Annotated in this window: 16 protein-coding genes and 3 pseudogenes; 4 read left to right on the top strand and 15 right to left on the bottom strand. The window is 44.8% G+C overall.

All coding sequences use genetic code 11. The features are described 5' to 3' along the window. Window positions 1-39: 39 nt before the first annotated feature. A complete protein-coding gene (locus tag NSQ22_RS01135) occupies window positions 40-1,455 on the bottom strand; it encodes an amino acid permease (protein WP_008881511.1) in 1,416 nt (471 codons plus the stop codon). A gap of 249 nt (window positions 1,456-1,704) precedes the next feature. Here NSQ22_RS01135 and NSQ22_RS01130 point away from each other — a divergent pair, with 249 nt between their 5' ends. Beyond that, window positions 1,705-3,078 (top strand): sigma-54-dependent Fis family transcriptional regulator, encoded by a 1,374-nt coding sequence (locus NSQ22_RS01130; protein ID WP_008881512.1) that lies wholly within the window; start codon window positions 1,705-1,707, stop codon window positions 3,076-3,078. Between the two features lie 127 nt (window positions 3,079-3,205). On the opposite strand, the gene NSQ22_RS01125 is transcribed toward NSQ22_RS01130, so the two are convergent. Together NSQ22_RS01125 and NSQ22_RS01120 are read right to left on the bottom strand one after the other, a co-directional pair. After that, window positions 3,206-3,613, bottom strand: coding sequence for a DoxX family protein (locus NSQ22_RS01125; RefSeq protein WP_029761568.1), 408 nt, complete (start codon window positions 3,611-3,613; stop codon window positions 3,206-3,208). A 13-nt stretch (window positions 3,614-3,626) separates the two neighbouring features. Continuing rightward, window positions 3,627-3,905, bottom strand: a pseudogene (locus NSQ22_RS01120) (NAD(P)H-dependent oxidoreductase); the annotation flags it as partial. A 141-nt stretch (window positions 3,906-4,046) separates the two neighbouring features. On the opposite strand from NSQ22_RS01120, the pseudogene tnpA reads away from it, so the two are divergent. Then, window positions 4,047-4,444, top strand: a pseudogene (gene tnpA / locus NSQ22_RS01115) (IS200/IS605 family transposase). Then, on the top strand, window positions 4,441-4,518 hold the full coding sequence (locus NSQ22_RS01110) for a helix-turn-helix domain-containing protein (RefSeq protein WP_080320074.1): 78 nt from the start codon (window positions 4,441-4,443) through the stop codon (window positions 4,516-4,518). The pseudogene tnpA and the gene NSQ22_RS01110 overlap by 4 nt, the downstream one beginning before the upstream one ends. A gap of 325 nt (window positions 4,519-4,843) precedes the next feature. Here NSQ22_RS01110 and NSQ22_RS01105 read toward each other — a convergent pair whose 3' ends face one another. From NSQ22_RS01105 to NSQ22_RS01095, 3 genes are read right to left on the bottom strand one after another with little or no spacing between them, the layout of a single operon-like run. Further along, entirely contained in the window at window positions 4,844-5,752 is a 909-nt protein-coding gene (locus NSQ22_RS01105; protein WP_081157216.1) for a DUF817 domain-containing protein, read from the bottom strand. Between the two features lie 16 nt (window positions 5,753-5,768). Further along, window positions 5,769-5,993 carry a helix-turn-helix transcriptional regulator gene (locus tag NSQ22_RS01100; RefSeq protein WP_008881515.1) on the bottom strand — a complete coding sequence of 75 codons (225 nt, stop codon included), beginning with the start codon at window positions 5,991-5,993 and terminating at the stop codon, window positions 5,769-5,771. Window positions 5,994-6,003: 10 nt separating this feature from the next. Beyond that, a complete protein-coding gene (locus NSQ22_RS01095) occupies window positions 6,004-6,483 on the bottom strand; it encodes a DUF2975 domain-containing protein (RefSeq protein WP_008881516.1) in 480 nt (159 codons plus the stop codon). Between the two features lie 216 nt (window positions 6,484-6,699). On the opposite strand from NSQ22_RS01095, the pseudogene NSQ22_RS01090 reads away from it, so the two are divergent. After that, window positions 6,700-6,780: pseudogene (locus NSQ22_RS01090) on the top strand (iron-enterobactin transporter ATP-binding protein); the annotation flags it as partial. A 228-nt stretch (window positions 6,781-7,008) separates the two neighbouring features. Here NSQ22_RS01090 and NSQ22_RS01085 read toward each other — a convergent pair. The 9 genes from NSQ22_RS01085 to NSQ22_RS01045 all read right to left on the bottom strand — a co-directional run bounded on the left by NSQ22_RS01085 (window position 7,009) and on the right by NSQ22_RS01045 (window position 15,576). Further along, window positions 7,009-7,872 (bottom strand): alpha/beta hydrolase, encoded by an 864-nt coding sequence (locus tag NSQ22_RS01085; protein WP_029761572.1) that lies wholly within the window; start codon window positions 7,870-7,872, stop codon window positions 7,009-7,011. A 43-nt stretch (window positions 7,873-7,915) separates the two neighbouring features. Beyond that, the gene (locus tag NSQ22_RS01080) at window positions 7,916-8,632 is read right to left on the bottom strand and encodes an alpha/beta hydrolase-fold protein (RefSeq protein WP_230459252.1); all 717 of its coding nucleotides are present in this window, start codon (window positions 8,630-8,632) and stop codon (window positions 7,916-7,918) included. Window positions 8,633-8,711: 79 nt separating this feature from the next. Beyond that, window positions 8,712-9,278 (bottom strand): nitroreductase, encoded by a 567-nt coding sequence (locus tag NSQ22_RS01075; protein ID WP_029761574.1) that lies wholly within the window; start codon window positions 9,276-9,278, stop codon window positions 8,712-8,714. 43 nt (window positions 9,279-9,321) lie between these two features. Beyond that, on the bottom strand, window positions 9,322-10,347 hold the full coding sequence (locus NSQ22_RS01070) for an iron ABC transporter permease (protein WP_029761576.1): 1,026 nt from the start codon (window positions 10,345-10,347) through the stop codon (window positions 9,322-9,324). Continuing rightward, on the bottom strand, window positions 10,340-11,347 hold the full coding sequence (locus NSQ22_RS01065) for an iron ABC transporter permease (protein ID WP_029761577.1): 1,008 nt from the start codon (window positions 11,345-11,347) through the stop codon (window positions 10,340-10,342). The genes NSQ22_RS01070 and NSQ22_RS01065 overlap by 8 nt, the downstream gene beginning before the upstream one ends. Before the next feature lie 22 nt (window positions 11,348-11,369). After that, entirely contained in the window at window positions 11,370-12,356 is a 987-nt protein-coding gene (locus tag NSQ22_RS01060; RefSeq protein WP_029761578.1) for an ABC transporter substrate-binding protein, read from the bottom strand. 99 nt (window positions 12,357-12,455) lie between these two features. Beyond that, complete coding sequence (locus tag NSQ22_RS01055) at window positions 12,456-14,093, bottom strand: AraC family transcriptional regulator (RefSeq protein WP_029761579.1); 1,638 nt, start codon at window positions 14,091-14,093, stop codon at window positions 12,456-12,458. Between the two features lie 268 nt (window positions 14,094-14,361). Beyond that, window positions 14,362-15,150: a 4'-phosphopantetheinyl transferase superfamily protein gene (locus NSQ22_RS01050; RefSeq protein WP_223812946.1), complete on the bottom strand. Its 789-nt coding sequence runs from the start codon at window positions 15,148-15,150 to the stop codon at window positions 14,362-14,364. A gap of 219 nt (window positions 15,151-15,369) precedes the next feature. Beyond that, on the bottom strand, window positions 15,370-15,576 hold the full coding sequence (locus NSQ22_RS01045; RefSeq protein ID WP_029761581.1) for an MbtH family protein: 207 nt from the start codon (window positions 15,574-15,576) through the stop codon (window positions 15,370-15,372). Window position 15,577 lies beyond the last annotated feature (1 nt).

Below are 15,577 nucleotides of genomic sequence, written 5' to 3'. Positions count from 1 at the left end.
ATTATGCAAATTATTATGGCTTTTTTCAATGATTTTTACTTACTTGGCGGCTTTCAGCTCTACCTCTTCTTCTGTGCGTTGAAGATGGATTCGCTTTTTCGCCACGAGGTGATAATACGCATAGCACACGAGCAAGAATGGAATGCCGCAGTAAAGCGCGATCCGTTGATCAGGGATAAAAGCCAATCCGACAATTATCGCCATATTCAGTATGAACGCGGCCAGCGGTACGAACGGATAGAGCGGCGTCCGGTATTTCAAATCGCGCACATCGCCGCCTTCACGCAAAAACGCTTTCCGTCCCAAATAGCTCGACAGCGCGATGGAGGCCCAAACAGTCACCGCGCCAAACCCAGCGATCGCCGTCAACCAAACATACACGGTATCTTCTGCGTACACGCTGCACAGCAACGACAAGCATCCGATGGCAATGCTGGCGATTAGCGCATTGATCGGCACGCCCCGCTTCGAGAGTTTGCTGAAAAACGGCGTAACCATGCCTTGGCGCGACATCGACCATAGCACGCGTGACGTCGCATACAATCCTGAGTTAGCTACCGACAGCACCGCGGTAATAATGACAAAGTTCATGATATCGGCCGCATACGGAATGCCGATATTGTCAAATACCACGACAAACGGGCTTTCCACAACACCAGCTTTCTCCCATGGAAACAAACCAGCAAGTACAAAAATGGCCAAAACGAAGAAAATCAAAATCCGCCACACCGTGTTGCGCAACGCAATCGGTACTGTTTTCTCCGGCTCACGGCTTTCTCCGGCTGCGACCCCCACCAATTCCGTTCCTTGAAAGGAAAAATTCACAAGAATCATCGTTGTAAAGATCGCCCAAAACCCATTAGGAAACAAGCCGCCATGGTCTGTAAAGTTCGAGAAAAACGGGGCGGGTTGTCCGCTTTTCATATGGACGATGCCGAACATCGCCGCCAAACCAAGAACAATAAAGGCGATGACCGTCAACACCTTCACGCTCGAAAACCAAAACTCCACCTCAGCGAAACCTTTGACAGACAAGGCGTTCACCAAAAACAACAACAAGGCGAAGACAGCGCAAAACACCCATGTTGGCACATCAGGGAACCAGCGTTTCATGAGGATGCTGACTGTAAGCAGCTCAATGCCGACCGTCACTGACCAGTTGAGCCATGACAGCCAGCCGATGCAAAACCCTGCGGCCGGCGAGATGAATTTCGTCGCATACGTTTGATATGACCCAGCGTCAGGGATCCTCACAGCCAATTCCCCTAACGAAAGCATCGTCAAATACATGACGAATCCGCCGAATAAGTAGGCGGCAATCGCTCCTCCAGGTCCCGCTTCATGAATGGTGTATCCGGATCCTAAAAACAAACCGGTTCCAATCACCCCGCCAAGCGCAATCATAAACAAATGTCTACTTTTTAGCTCTCGTTTCAATTCCTGCGCTGGTGGCATCCAAATCTCTCCCTTCCACTACTTATAGATTTCGCAACCGCTTACATTTCTATCAAGTAAACGGCGTTTTTTCTCCGGCAAAATTTTTTTTCGCATATTTCACAGCCGCATCTCTATTATGGTGCTTATTTTTTCTATTTTCAATATATTTGGCAAAAAATTTTTTCGATCTCCTTCTTCCCCTCCCTTGTCATTCCTCTCTTCGCTAGCTACTTGTGTTATAATACAAGGAAAGGAGAGGTGCTGATCGTGAACCGGGAGATGGAAACGCTTTTATCCATGTATGAGCAAATTCTCGAAATGATCGACCTTGGTGTTCATGCGGTCGACCAACAAGGAAAAACAGTCATTTACAACCGAAAAATGCGGGACATTGAGGGAATGGACGTCGAGGATGTACTTGATAAGAACATTTTAGACGTCTTCCGCTTCCATCCGGAACAGCCGAGCACATTGCTTGAAGCGCTGCGCACCGGTGAAAGCATATTGAACAAGCAACAAACATACTTCAACAACAAAGGGCAAGCAGTGACAACGATCAATCAAACACATCCATTATGGAAAGACGGATGCATCATCGGAGCGGTGGAAATCGCCAAAGACGTCACGAAATTCCGCAAGCTGATTGCCGAGCAGCACCAACGCGGAGAACTAAGCCGCTCACTGGCAGGCATCATCGTCCAAAGCGAAGCGATGCAAGCTGCGATTCGCCTAGCCCGCCATGCCGCCCGCTCGGAAGCCCCGGTACTGCTTATGGGTGAAAAAGGGACAGGAAAAGATTTGCTTGCTTCTTGCATTCATTACGAAAGTGAACGGCGCTTGAAACCATTTTTGGCGCAAACGTGTTTGTCGCTCCCGGACGATTGGATGGAAACGATGCTGTTTGGCAGCGAAGAAAACGGCGAGATCCAGCCTGGTTTGTTCGAACAAGCGGATGGGGGCACTGTGCTACTCGATGATGTCGATTCGTTAAGCCTGCCGCTCCAACAAAAGCTCGTGCATTTCCTTCAGGAAAAACAGTTTACCCGCGTCCATGGCCATAAGCCCGTTCGTGCAGACGTCCGCCTTATCACCTCGACAAGCGGTGACCCGATTGACGCCGTCCAGACAGGAGAGTTGCTAAAATCGCTTTACTACCAGCTCGCGGTGCACTGTATCGTTTTGCCTCCATTGCGCGAGAGAAGAGAGGACATTTTGCCATTGGCCGACCATTTCATCCGCCAAGGCAATGAACGCTATGGCTTAAACGTGGAAGGACTTGCGGATGACGTGCAAGAGGCGTTTCTCGCTTACGACTGGCCTGGCAACGTGCGCGAGCTAGAAACGGTGATCGATGAAACGTTGGAGATGATGGACGAGGGAGAAACGATCACATTCGATCATCTTCCAGCTTCGTTCCGCATGAAACTTGCACCCGATGCACCGAAAACAGACTTTTTGTTTAATACAGAAGACATTCTGCCACTCGAAAAATATATGGAGGAAGTCGAAATTTACTACATCCGCAAAGCGCTGCAACACCACGGCTTCAACATCACGAAAACCGCTAAAGCGCTTGGCTTAAGCCGGCAAAACTTGCAATACCGCATTCGCAAGTATCGGATTGATAAGGAATGGGGATGAACAGTAGGACAACGGAAAAAGAAACGGACGTCCAACAAAAAGCACACGTTCGGAGTGATTCCCATCTTTTCCGTAACGTGTGCTCCAAAGTAAATTTCTAGTGAAGAAACAGGGAAATCTTGTCTTATTAGTTCTTTGACGATCCAAACCATTTATTATCCAAGGCGAATAGCTGGCTGCCGCTGAGGCAAAGGGCAATAGCTACAGACAATAAGACAACATCCAATTCATACCCTGCGGTTTGGCTATTGCCCATGAAACCGGCCGGCAGCTTGACAGTGAAGGTCGCGCCAGACATCACGAATGCAAGCAGCGCCGAAATAACTCTTGTTCCTAATCCTACGATTAAGGCCACTTCCCCGGTCAATTCAATGAAGGCGACAACGTAACCGAGGAATCCGGCAACACCGATGCTTTCAAACCAACCGGCTACATTGCCAAGACCCATTTGGAATTTGGCAACGCCGTGAATAAAGAACATCAACCCTAAAGTGACCCGCAAAATCAATAACGCCCATTTGTATTTTTGCGCCATTATTCGTTCGCCTTCATTTTATCGTACAGTTTTTAACGCTCCATAATAAAAGCTCATCAAGCATCACGTTGACTTGTTCCACTTGGAACGCCTGTGGCTTAAACACGGTTCCATTCTTGAAATCGGTAAACAACGACAATGTTGGATGTGTACGGACATCAACGATTTTTAGCTCACCGCAAATTCCACGCAAATGCTCAGCAGCGTGGGCTACGCCAGTCGAACCGTCACTGACAATTCCTGCTGCCTTGTTGTTCCAAGCTTCACGAGCCCAATCAAGCGCATTTTTAACGTAATTTCCGACAGAAGTCTCCCACCTCAAGGAATGGGAAGGGCGATAGCCCAATGAGTAGACGGGAGATGAATGTCGGTTGGCTTTAGCCAAAGGTTTTGATGTAATCAGTCTTAGGTATAAAAAAGGACTGATATATCAATGAAATTGGATAGTAATAACCATTCAATGTTCTCTTTACATTACTATCTTGTATTCGTCGTGAAGGATCGCAGAGAAGTATTCACCGATGAAACACTCGATTTTCCAAAATATGTTTATTGAGATTGGAAGCCAATATCACATTACTTTGACAGAATGGAATCACGATAAAAATCATGTTCACATCTTATTCAAAGCACATCCTAATTCTGAATGATCAACGTTCATCAATGCTTATAAGAGTGCAAGTTCTCGACTAATAAAGAAACATCTTCCTCATATCCGAAAAAACTATGGAAAGAGATGTTTTTTGGTCAAGAAGTTTTTGTCTGCTTACAACAGACGGCGCTCCAATCGAGGTCATAAGAAAATACATTGAAAATCAAGGTCAGAAGTGAGGGGATTGGATCTGACCAAGCAAAACAAAGCATTCAAATTTCGTTTGTATCCAAACAAAGAACAGAAAGAGTGATTGGAGAAAACGTGTGCTACCGCGAGCGTGACAAAAAGGAACAACTACTTCTCGAAATGGACGGCCCATGGCCGTTTGCCGGTTCGTTCTAAAAAAAACCGATGACGCCGTTATTGCTGTTTGACTCCGTCGCACTGTTGCGGCGCACTACGAGCAAGAGATTGAACAAGTCAAAACAGCCGTCACTGCGAACACAAAACGATTTTACCGTACACCCGATACACCTAACAGGCTATTGGATGATCCAGCGAAATCTATATCGAACCAAAAAGCCGAGGGCGCAACCTTTAGCCCCACTCGGCTTTATATGTTGAGAAACGCATTTTCATTGTCCCGTCTGCAGCGCCTTTTGTTCATCATTGACGACGGTGCCGGCAGAAGCTCTTCCTTTCACTTGCTTTAACGTTGCCACAATAAGAAAACTGACAATGACCAACAACACCCACGAGCTTACTTTCCCTATATGAACGAGACTCCACGCCTTTGCTTGGTTTGGATATTGCCAAGCACCAAAAAAGGTGGCAATGTTTTCAGCGATCCAGATGAAAAATCCGATCAGTAAAAACGAAAGGACGATCGGCATCCGATAGCAAATTCCCCCCACTTCATACACGACCCATGACCGCCAAAAAACGAGGATCACAAGGCCTGCTAACCACCATCGAACGTCCACCCAATAATGATGGGTAAAAAAGTTCAAGTAGATCGCCGCAGCCAGCGGAACGACCAACCAAAACGGCGGCCATCGCACAAGCTCCACTTTCATTCTTCTCCACGCCTGGCAAAGATAGCTCGCCACACTTGCATACATGAATCCGCTGTACAACGGCACGCCAAACAGTTTCGTATACCCTTCTTCCGGATATGCCCATGAACCCATACGCACCTTAAACAGCTCTAATGCAAGCCCAATCAAGTGAAAGACAGTAATGACTTTGAGCTCATCCCGCGTTTCCAGCCCTGATCGCACCATCCACCATTGCATGAGCAGGCAAATGATGAGCAGCCAGTCATACCTCGGCAACAAAGGGAGCGGCGCGAGTTTCGTCAGCGCCAATGAGGCAAAAATAACAACCGGAAACACGCAAGACAACGCCTGCGCCCAACCGAAGCGAATGAGCTGCACAAACGCTTTGATCAGCCACGATTTTCTGCAAAACTGGCGCACCCGGACTATCATCAGGCAAAACGGTGGGCATTCGTTCACCGCTACCTCGTGTTTCTCCCCTTTCAAGCCGTCTCCTCCCTACTCACGGATTTGACTCCCCTTCCTCGCTTCGATACTCCAAAATGTCCCCGGGCTGACAGTCAAGCGCCTTGCAAATGGCTTCTAACGTCGAAAAGCGGATGGCCTTCGCTTTTCCGTTTTTCAAGATCGACAGATTTGCCATCGTGATCCCTACTTTCTCTGACAACTCCGTGACGCTCATCTTCCGCTTGGCCAACATGACATCAAGATTCACAATAATCGGCATGTCATCCACCTCAAATGGTCAACTCATTTTCCTGTTTGATTTCAATCGCTTGTTGAAGCAGCTTTTGTAACACCGCGGCAAAGACGGCGATCACCAGCGAAGCAAACGGCACCAACAACCCAACGAAAATGACACCCGGGGCGTCATCCTTTTCGGCAAAAAGATAAAACAGCGGCAAGGCAAGCATGTGCAGCCCACAGATGACAACAGCGCAATATTTGATTGCCTTCAACGCCTTCACCGACCGTTCAGAGAACGCGCTATTTTGATCAATATACGTTAATAGCTGAAACGCCTGATAGAGCGCAAAATAAAACGGCAACGCGGACGTATCAAACACAAGATAAACGAAATACTTGATCCAAGGAAACTTCGGCAACAACTTGACCGCCACATCCCCAAGCACAGGCACCAAAAATATGCACAACGCAAGAACGGGAAGACCAATCAACACAACAGCCACTTTCAAAAAAATTGTTTCTCGTTTCACCACGAGCACCTCACTGATTTGTTTTTGATTTTATTTTAATCATTCATTTATCGTTTTTCAATAAATAATTATCGAATTTAATTATATTTTTGCTGTGAAACATGATAAAAACAAAGAGCATTCCCCTTGCAGAAGAACGCTCCGTTACAAACGTTGATGATTCTCGCAAAAAAACAGCCCTTCTTCCATCAAGTACGGGGGCTTAACGGTCGAGGAATTGCTTCTTATGGTCGCTTTCTATATCAAAAAGGTTTCGGGCGCTTAACCAAAAAAGATGACAAAAGCATTGACTGGGCGTTTGTGGTTTGGGTACAACGTTATGTGAATTGCAATGGGGCTTGCACAGAAAGAGAATGGATCTCATGGAGAAGCAACTGATATCCGATTGAAAAAATAATAATAAGGGCTCAGCCCTTCCTATCCGAGCCCTTTTTGTTTGCCACCTCGAATGACATGAATCTTTTTACTGTCTAATGTGTGAAATTGAGATAAACATTTGATGCAACCTAAGGACGAAACAATTCGTTATACGCTGTTTCTCGATACAAATCGTAGAGCTCGGCTGATGAGGGCTGGCAATACCGTGACATGCCCTTCCCCGGCAAATTCCTGAAACTCCACATATACCCCAAAATCAGCGAAGGCGGAAAGGCGTTCTGCCAGTTCTTCAGCATGAGCGTTAATTCGGCTTTTGTGGCTTCTTTCCAACTCTCCAGCCGCCAAAAGTACGTCAACGTTGAGCGTTTCTTGTTTGATACGAGCAACAAAACGTTGTTCTGCTTCAAGCAACAGCTGTTTACTCCAGTGAATCGAAGGACTTCCGGCAATATACGTTCTGAAAGCCGTCGGCTTCGTAAAAAGCACCTGCAAAACAAAGAGGCCACCGAGGGAATGGCCAAAAATGGCCTGCTTCGTCCGATCGATTGGCAATTCTCGCTCTATTTCAGGCTTCAGTTCTGTTTCAATAAACTCCAAAAAAGCCTCTGCTCCTCCCATTTCCGGCCATGCGGTTCCATCTGGACGAACAAGTAATCCGCTTTCCGGAACAGACATAGTAAAATCGTAAAAACGAGCAGGAGAAAATGGCTTTTCAGTTGGATAACCAATACCAACAATCACCGCAGGAACAACTCCTGTGCGATCAGGACGTCCTGCCTGCACACGCATCGCTTCCACCATCGTCCCAAATACCGAATTGGCATCAAGTACATAAATCACTGGAAATCCCAAAGGAGGTGGATCCGCATCAGGTTGTGCGACAAAAATCCGATATTCACGATTCCGATAGCTAGAATACATCACTCGCTGCTTCGTTCGCGGAATCGTGAATTCACTAACGCCTGCTGTATGAACAGCTGAAGAACATAACTCCTCTTTTTTAGAACCCACCCCGACTCCCTCCTTCCTTTCTCATCAAATCATCAGTCACCTTCTACGACTTCCTTGATGTGTCTGAATATAACCACTTCACTGCGTTCGGAAATCGTCTAATAAAAAAAGGGCGAGCATGAGGAGTCCCCTCCTCTATAACCAATTTGAGTCTTTTATTGTTTCGCTGTTGATTCATTAATATCGCATAGGCTGCTTTTGTTCTCGAAACCATTTCTCGTTGCACATTTTGCTTTTCAATGCCCTCTATGCTTCCTACATCCATATAAATCTTTACCTCAGGGGCAACGATATGCGACTCCATGAAATGAAGAAACCCTTCATACCAAAATGAACCTGAAAGACAGCCAATTTTGCCAAATACATGCGGATATAAATAAGCCGCATACATTGAGATAAGGCCTCCAAGCGAAGCCCCTATCAATCCCGTTTGCTGCTGATGTCCATCTGGTTGGTAGGAAGCATCGATATATGGTTTCAGTTCTTCGACGAGAAAGGCAAGATAATGTGAGCCCTTTCCGCCAAAATCGGCAAACCGTTCAGATAGCGCCTTCGCATGCCACGGTGTATATTCATCCAATCGGTTCTTTGTCTCAATCCCCACAAATAAAAGCTCGGGAAGCTCCCCGCGAGCAAACATAAGCTCAATCTGAACTAGAGCATCGCTTTGAGAGGGATCAAACAAATATCCTCCATCCTGAACATAGACAACTGGATATCGACTAGCGCCTTTGACATAAGAGGGAGGAAGATAAATCAACAGCTTTCTCCCCCTCCAACTCTCCGTCGCCAATGTTCCCCGAATATGGCCTTCCTTTAACATATGACAAACCTCGGCCTCATGCTTGGTCAAAAATCATCGTTAATTGCGAAGCTGGAATACGCGACCGAGCAGGTGGAATTTGGGCAGGATAGCCGATATGGAGATTGCCAACCACTTTCTCTTTGGGCTGAATCTCCATCGCTTCTCGAAAAATAGGATCATGCAACCATCCAGGTGTCTTCCACACCATGCCGATCCCTTTTTCCCATGCAAGCAGACCAAAATTATGGATCACACAACTTGTTGATGCATAATCTTCTTCTCTAACTACCTCATTAGGGTTCTCTCTCATCACTACCGTTAAAATCATCGGAACAGACATGATTTTATCGTAAAATTTTTGACCGATTTCCTGCTTTTTTAATGGATCCTCTTCTTTGTTTTCTTTGATTTTCCGCACGGCATCAGCAATTTTTTTAAGGCCTTCTCCATATGTTAAAATGAACCGCCAGGGCTGAGTCAGACGGTGATTAGGAACCCAAACAGCTGTATCAAGCATCTCCATGACAAGCTCAGGTGATACAGGACGATCTTCAAATAGATGAACAGAACGACGCTCCCGCAATAATTGGCTCAGCTCCATAAGTCACCCTCCATTTTTCAGTTTTCGAGATGTCTCTTGTCTCTTACACTTTTGTTTTAAATAGCAAGTACACGAAGTAAGGAATACCAATGATGGCAATGACAATTCCAACAGACAGTTCGACAGGCGCAAAAACTGTTTTAGCAATAAAGTCTGAAACCACTACCAACAACATGCCAATCGTTCCGCTAATGGGAATGACACGCTGATGATGAACCCCGACGAGACGCTTGGCAATATGGGGAGCAATCAAACCAACAAAACCGATGTTTCCAGACACAGACACACACGCACTGACAATCCCAATACTCGCCAATAGCAATAGATTTTTTTCCTTTTCAGTAGAAACCCCTAACCCTTTTGCACGCTCTTCCCCTAATTGGAACAAATCGAGAATATAAGCTTTGCTGATAATAATGGGAACAAGCAAAATCATCCATGGCAACATGGCAACAACATATTGCCAATTGGCGTTCCAAATGCTTCCCGCAAGCCATACTGTCGCCATTTCAAAATCCTGTGGATTCATCTTTAACGATAAATATAAAGATACCGCCCCAAAACCAGCCCCCGCGGCAATTCCTACAAGAATGAGCCGCTGCGTATCCAAACGACCGTTTTGTCGCGCAAACAGATAAATCAGCAAAGCAGCACCCAATCCACCAGCCCATCCAAACAGTGGCATCGCTAAAATCGATAGCCAATCACTTTCCGCTGTCCTGCGACCTCCAAAGAAAAGCATAAAAATGACGATCATGGCTCCAGCCCCAGCATTAATGCCCAAAATTCCTGGATCAGCCAAACCGTTTCGGCTAATTCCTTGGATAGTCGCCCCAGCTACTCCTAATCCAAAACCAACCAACGCGGCAATGACAATACGCGGCAGTCGGAAATCCAAAATCACCAAATCATGTTCCGGAACCGGATCCATTCGCAGCAGCGTTTTTAAGACATCTTGAACACTTAGATCAAATACTCCATTTGTTAGACTAATATAAATCGCCACTAATATCATGACAATATTGCTAAATAGTACTAACCAATAGCGCTTAGCTGGATGACTAAGCACCCTTTCCTCCCCCTCTCGTATAAATTAAATAGAGGAAGAAAGGCACACCAATCAAAGCTGTAACGACCCCGATCGGTGTTTCAAACGGATAATTCAAAAATCGGCTTAAAATATCGGAAAGCGCCAAAAAGATCGCTCCAAGAACACCGGCACAAGGAATGATTCGGCGATAATCAACCCCTACTAAAAACCTCGTCATATGAGGAATAATTAAACCAACGAAGCCGATATTTCCAGCCAAGGCAACAGAAATGCCTGTTAAGATAACCACGCTGGCGATCGCCAAGGCCTTGATCACCATCGTTTTCTGACCTAAGCTGACCGATATTTCCTCTCCTAACGACAAAATCGTAATCGATTTAGAAACCATAAGGGCAATAGTAAGACCAACAATGGCAAAAGGCACTGCCAATTTAATGAAATTAGGGTCCATTTGATGCAACCGAGCATTGTACCAAAAACTTACATTCTGCGAAACTTGAAAATAAGAAGAGAGAGCGGCTGATATGCTGCTCAAAAATGTTCCAATAATCATTCCAATAATCGCCATTCGAACAGGCGACATTCCATTGGGCAGGATGGAGGCCATCCAGAACACAAAGCCTACCGCAACCGCTGAACCAACCAATGAGTACATGATCATCTCAAGCGAAGAGGCGCCCGGCTGAATAATCATACAAAGTGTAATCGTAAAAACCGAACCATCTGAAACCCCCATAATGGAGGGAGACGCTAAATAGTTCCTTGTCATCCCTTGCATAATCGCTCCTGAAATCGCAAGGAATGCACCAATCAAAAGAGCACCGATCACTCTTGGCAGTCTCGAATGCCTGACAATTTGATGATTCACATCATTCGGGTCAAAATCAAATATCGCTTTCCAAACTGTCACCTCATCTATATTTTTGACCCCATATAAAATAGATGCGATGATGATCAACACCATCGCAACCGGTGAAAGCCATAAAATCAGGGCTGACGGAGAAATCCTTAATTGCATATTGACGCTACCCTGCCTTGTATTATTCGTTGCCGAGTTTCTCCACAACTGCTTTTAAGAAATTGATTTTGCTCCACGCTGTGCCGCCTTGTGCAAGCGGGTCGACAACGTTGACGAACACTTTATCATTTTTTACAGCATTGATGCTTTTCCAAATTGGATTGTTTTGTAGCTCTTCAAGTGCTTTAGGATTGTTTTTATTTTCATCTTCTGAGAATTGCACAAAGATATAGTCCGGATTCATTTCGCTAAATTTTTCTAAAGAAATGACTTCCTGAGCTTTCGCATTTTGAATTTCTTGAGGTACTGTGAATCCTAAATCCGTATATAGCGAAGGGTTGAAAAATACATTTGGCGGATAGATCATAATATTACCGCTTCGAATGCGAACAGCCACGACTTTCTTATCTTTTAGCTTGTCTCCCAGCTTCGCGTTCGCTTCTTCTAAGTCTTTTTTATATTGGTTTAATACTTCTTCAGCTTTATCTTGTGTTCCAGTCACTTCTGCCAACACACGCAAATTGGCTTCCCAATCTGTTGAGATGTGAGAAATCGGAATCGTCGTTGCTATTTTCTCCAGTTTTTGCGCAACATCTGGCGGGAATTTTGTCGTTGAGAAAATAACGTCTGGTTTTAATTTTAAAATTTCCTCAATATTAGGCTGCGCTTTTTCACCGATAGAGACAGTAGAGCCTGTAATGTCCTTAAACATTTCTGGGAATTTGCCACCAACCGTAATGCCTCCAAGCGGCTTTACTCCTAACACAAGCGCATCTTCCATCGTTTCCATGCTTCCCGTGATAACGATTTTATCCGTTTTGACCGGAACTGTATAATCCTTTCCAAGATACTGAATCGTATGTTTTTCATTCGAATTCGCTTGTGTTTCTTGTTTTGTATTCGAGCCCCCTCCTGATTTTTCAGGAGCTGATGATTCTTTCGCACTACAAGCGCTTAATACAAAAATCAGTAGAGCGATGAGGCCTAGATAAAGATAGTTTCTCTTCATGTCTCTCTTAAGTCCTCCCCTTATCCTCCTTTTGATAATGATTATCATTTATGATTATAATTTGGATCTCCCACTCTGAACATGGACAGTATCCGAAATTCATTTTGGACAAATTCCAGAAAAAAGCTTTAACGATTCATCAATCATTCGATCATGGGCATATGCCGAGTACTCCATCCACGGATCGGAAGAAAGCACATAGACTTGCTGATGGCGAACCGCTTTCAGCTCTTGCCATGGAAGGGAGTATTGCAATTGATTCCAAAAAGCTAACGTTTCTTCTTCCTGCCTAATTAATAGCAACAAACGATCCATATCGATTTGAGCAAGCTGATCAAGCGTAATCGGTTCATTGTAAGTACCGCGCTTAGGATACGCAGCATTCATTTGCAAATCCTGATAAAACACCTCTGATATGCTACGATTGCAATGAGCATATAAATGCTGATTCGAGATGCGCACGACTAAAAATGTGTCCTCTCCGACTTCCTGCTTTAGCTGTTGTCTAGCAAACTTCACTTTTCGTTCATACATTTGAAGCCAACTTTCTGCTTCCTTCTCTTCCCCCAAAAATTCAGCCGTCAGCATCAGCTGTTCCCGCCAATTTTTCTCAATCCATGGAACATAAAACATAGGAGCAATCTGTTCAAGTCTCTCCTTCTCCATCGTTTTGAGATCGTCTGTGCTAATAATCACATCCAGCTGCTCATGAGACAGTGTCTCGATTTTTGATTCCCAATGCTGATTTTTGCGATAAGCACTAAGAGGGACAGAAATATCGTCACGATACATTTTATAGTAATAAGCGGTCCATTTCGGATGAAGCGGCGCCGCATAAGGAATAATCTTTAAGGCAAGCAATTGGCCAGTAATCGGAGAGGTATAGGCAGCAATTTTCCTCCGGCGGCTTTTCATATAAGCGGTCGGTGTAACTCCTACCTTCTTTTTAAATTTACGGCTAAAGTAAAATTCATCATGATAGCCAACCTGATGGGCGATATCACGCAGTTTCGCGTCGGATTGAGCCATCAGACGCTTCGCCTTATTCAGTCGAAGCTCTGTTAAATAATCCATTGCGCTCATTCCATACGTTTTTTTGAACAAATCAACAAAATATTTAGGACTAACATTGGATATCCTTGCTAATTGCTCAATCGTCAAATTCTCATAAAAATAGCGTTCCATATAGTTCTTAGCAGCCTCTAGCGATGTTCGCGATTCTTTAGGCAAAGGGGAACGATGCTTCATGATATAATAAAGCAACTGTTGGAAAGCAAGCTGACAGCGAAACCGTTCGAGCTCGTCCTCGCTTCGCCAATGATCATAAATTTCGTCACATAATAAGATCAGCCGATCCGCAGGAAACACAGGGATTTCCCCCTGTAACGGGAAAAGACATTCCCCGTGATGAGAGAGGCATTCATATCTTGAACCTTTCCTTTGAAACACGTCAAACTTAAACAAGAACATTTTACTTCTTGCTTCTATTTCAATTCCATATGTATCATCAGGCGAGCATATATAAGCGGTATTCGGCCGCAGCCGATACCTGTGACTATTTAACATAAAATGTCCTTGTCCATCTTTAACGATCATCAGTACATGAGAAGTTGTAAGCTGCGGTTCGATCTGCCAGCCGTTTTCTTCTTTGATGAACTGCATCTCCCGCATTCTAAAAAACGACCGATCCCAAGCAAACTCCGTGGTCTCTTGCCTGATCATTTCAGATTGAGCCATGCTCTCCCTCCTTCTTGCTTCTTTATCTATACATGAAAAGAACGAGTTAATTCGATCTTTGACTATTCATTGTTATTTTGTTTTTTGATAATGATTATCATTATTATAACAGTATATCAAACCATTCCTTGTTTCACAATATCCTCCCATTCAAGTTCCATTCGTTGATTATCGATAACAACCGAAGCACAGGCGTCCGCAGGCACACAGCCAAAAAACAAGGCTGGTCTCCGGTTGAGAACAACCATATCCATCCCTGCCCAATCATTCATTGTTCCATCTTTCTATAATCATCTTTCCAGCCAAATCCTTTCCTCAGCAACATTCGAGCATCATATCGCTCTATTTGTTTTCCTGCTTCACCCAACAAAGCTAATGAGGCCACATAACCATTATCCATCTCTAATGGATACATCGCTGCACGGTTGAGACAACCAGGATCGCCTTTCAAATAAAGTAACCGTGGAGTTTGATGAGGCGCAGATACGATCACATGCAATGGGGAAATTTGCAACCCTTTACCCGTTGCTTTCAATATCGCTTCTTTCCTTGTCCAATATGTATAAAAAACTCTCCTTTGCTCCTGAGGTGATGCTTGAAACAAATGATATTTTTCTTCCTCTGCCAGTACTTCATTCGCCATTTGCCTGATATCTAAAGCGTAAGAGTCATCGAGCCACTCAACGTCGACACCAACGGGGGTGCCGGCTGTAAAAGCCACAAGAACTCTCTCGCCGGAATGAGAAATCGACCATTGGAATGAACGGTCAGGCAACTGCGGACGGCCATGAGCCTTGCGACAAGCCGGGCAAGTGCGATCAATCGGCACTTCATGTGGAGCCATATTGAGCTGTGCTGCTAATACAAAGCGACTTAATACACACCCGATGATAAAATGAGCTCGATCTTGTTCTTTCCGAAATGATTGTACTCTTTCCTTTTCCTCCGGGTTCAGCAATTGAATATGCCACGGTTGTAGATCACGGATGTCAGCGAGCCAAACCTGGCATGCATGCTTCGTCAAATGAGGAACAGAATCCGCCATTTCCCATTCCATCACAGCAAGCATTCCCCTCTCTCATTTCCGTTTTGCTTGATCGTAAAGCAAATAAAAGAAGAGTTAAGCAGGTGTTCTAACGGTTGGATCATTTCCTGCTCAACTCCGATTTGGTACAGCTCATTGCGAAGTGAAAATTGTTCAATTTTTATTAAGCATATAGTGAAAGGGTCCAAAGAAGTCTCTCTTCTATACTTCACTTGATCCACGTTCTACGCTCTATTTTTTGATTTCTCGCAAGCTGTTAGGCCTCATATCCGTCCAGTGTGTGCGAATATAATCTTGGCAAGCAGAACGTGTATTTTCGGAAAACACAACTTTCCAACCGGACGGAACTGCAATGGAGGACGGCCAGAGCGAGTACTGGCCTTCCTCATTGATTAAGACAACATAGGTCCCATCTTGATTTTCAAAAGGGTTGGTCATG

The sequence above is a fragment of the Geobacillus sp. FSL K6-3411 genome (assembly GCF_037965715.1).
GTDB classification, from domain to species: domain Bacteria; phylum Bacillota; class Bacilli; order Bacillales; family Anoxybacillaceae; genus Geobacillus; species Geobacillus thermodenitrificans.
Note: the sequence above shows the minus strand (reverse complement) of the source record. Positions and strands in the feature narration are given on the sequence as shown.

Excerpts from the sequence above, each read along its gene's own strand:
- NSQ22_RS01135 (WP_008881511.1), bottom strand. The coding sequence starts at position 1,455 with ATGCCACCAGCGCAGGAATTGAAACGAGAGCTAAAAAGTAGACATTTG.
- NSQ22_RS01125 (WP_029761568.1), bottom strand. The coding sequence starts at position 3,613 with ATGGCGCAAAAATACAAATGGGCGTTATTGATTTTGCGGGTCACTTTA.
- NSQ22_RS01100 (WP_008881515.1), bottom strand. The coding sequence starts at position 5,993 with ATGCCGATTATTGTGAATCTTGATGTCATGTTGGCCAAGCGGAAGATG.
- NSQ22_RS01075 (WP_029761574.1), bottom strand. The coding sequence starts at position 9,278 with ATGGAGCTGAGCCAATTATTGCGGGAGCGTCGTTCTGTTCATCTATTT.
- NSQ22_RS01065 (WP_029761577.1), bottom strand. The coding sequence starts at position 11,347 with ATGCAATTAAGGATTTCTCCGTCAGCCCTGATTTTATGGCTTTCACCG.
- NSQ22_RS01060 (WP_029761578.1), bottom strand. The coding sequence starts at position 12,356 with ATGAAGAGAAACTATCTTTATCTAGGCCTCATCGCTCTACTGATTTTT.
- NSQ22_RS01055 (WP_029761579.1), bottom strand. The coding sequence starts at position 14,093 with ATGGCTCAATCTGAAATGATCAGGCAAGAGACCACGGAGTTTGCTTGG.
- NSQ22_RS01050 (WP_223812946.1), bottom strand. The coding sequence starts at position 15,150 with ATGGAATGGGAAATGGCGGATTCTGTTCCTCATTTGACGAAGCATGCA.
- NSQ22_RS01045 (WP_029761581.1), bottom strand. The coding sequence starts at position 15,576 with ATGACCAACCCTTTTGAAAATCAAGATGGGACCTATGTTGTCTTAATC.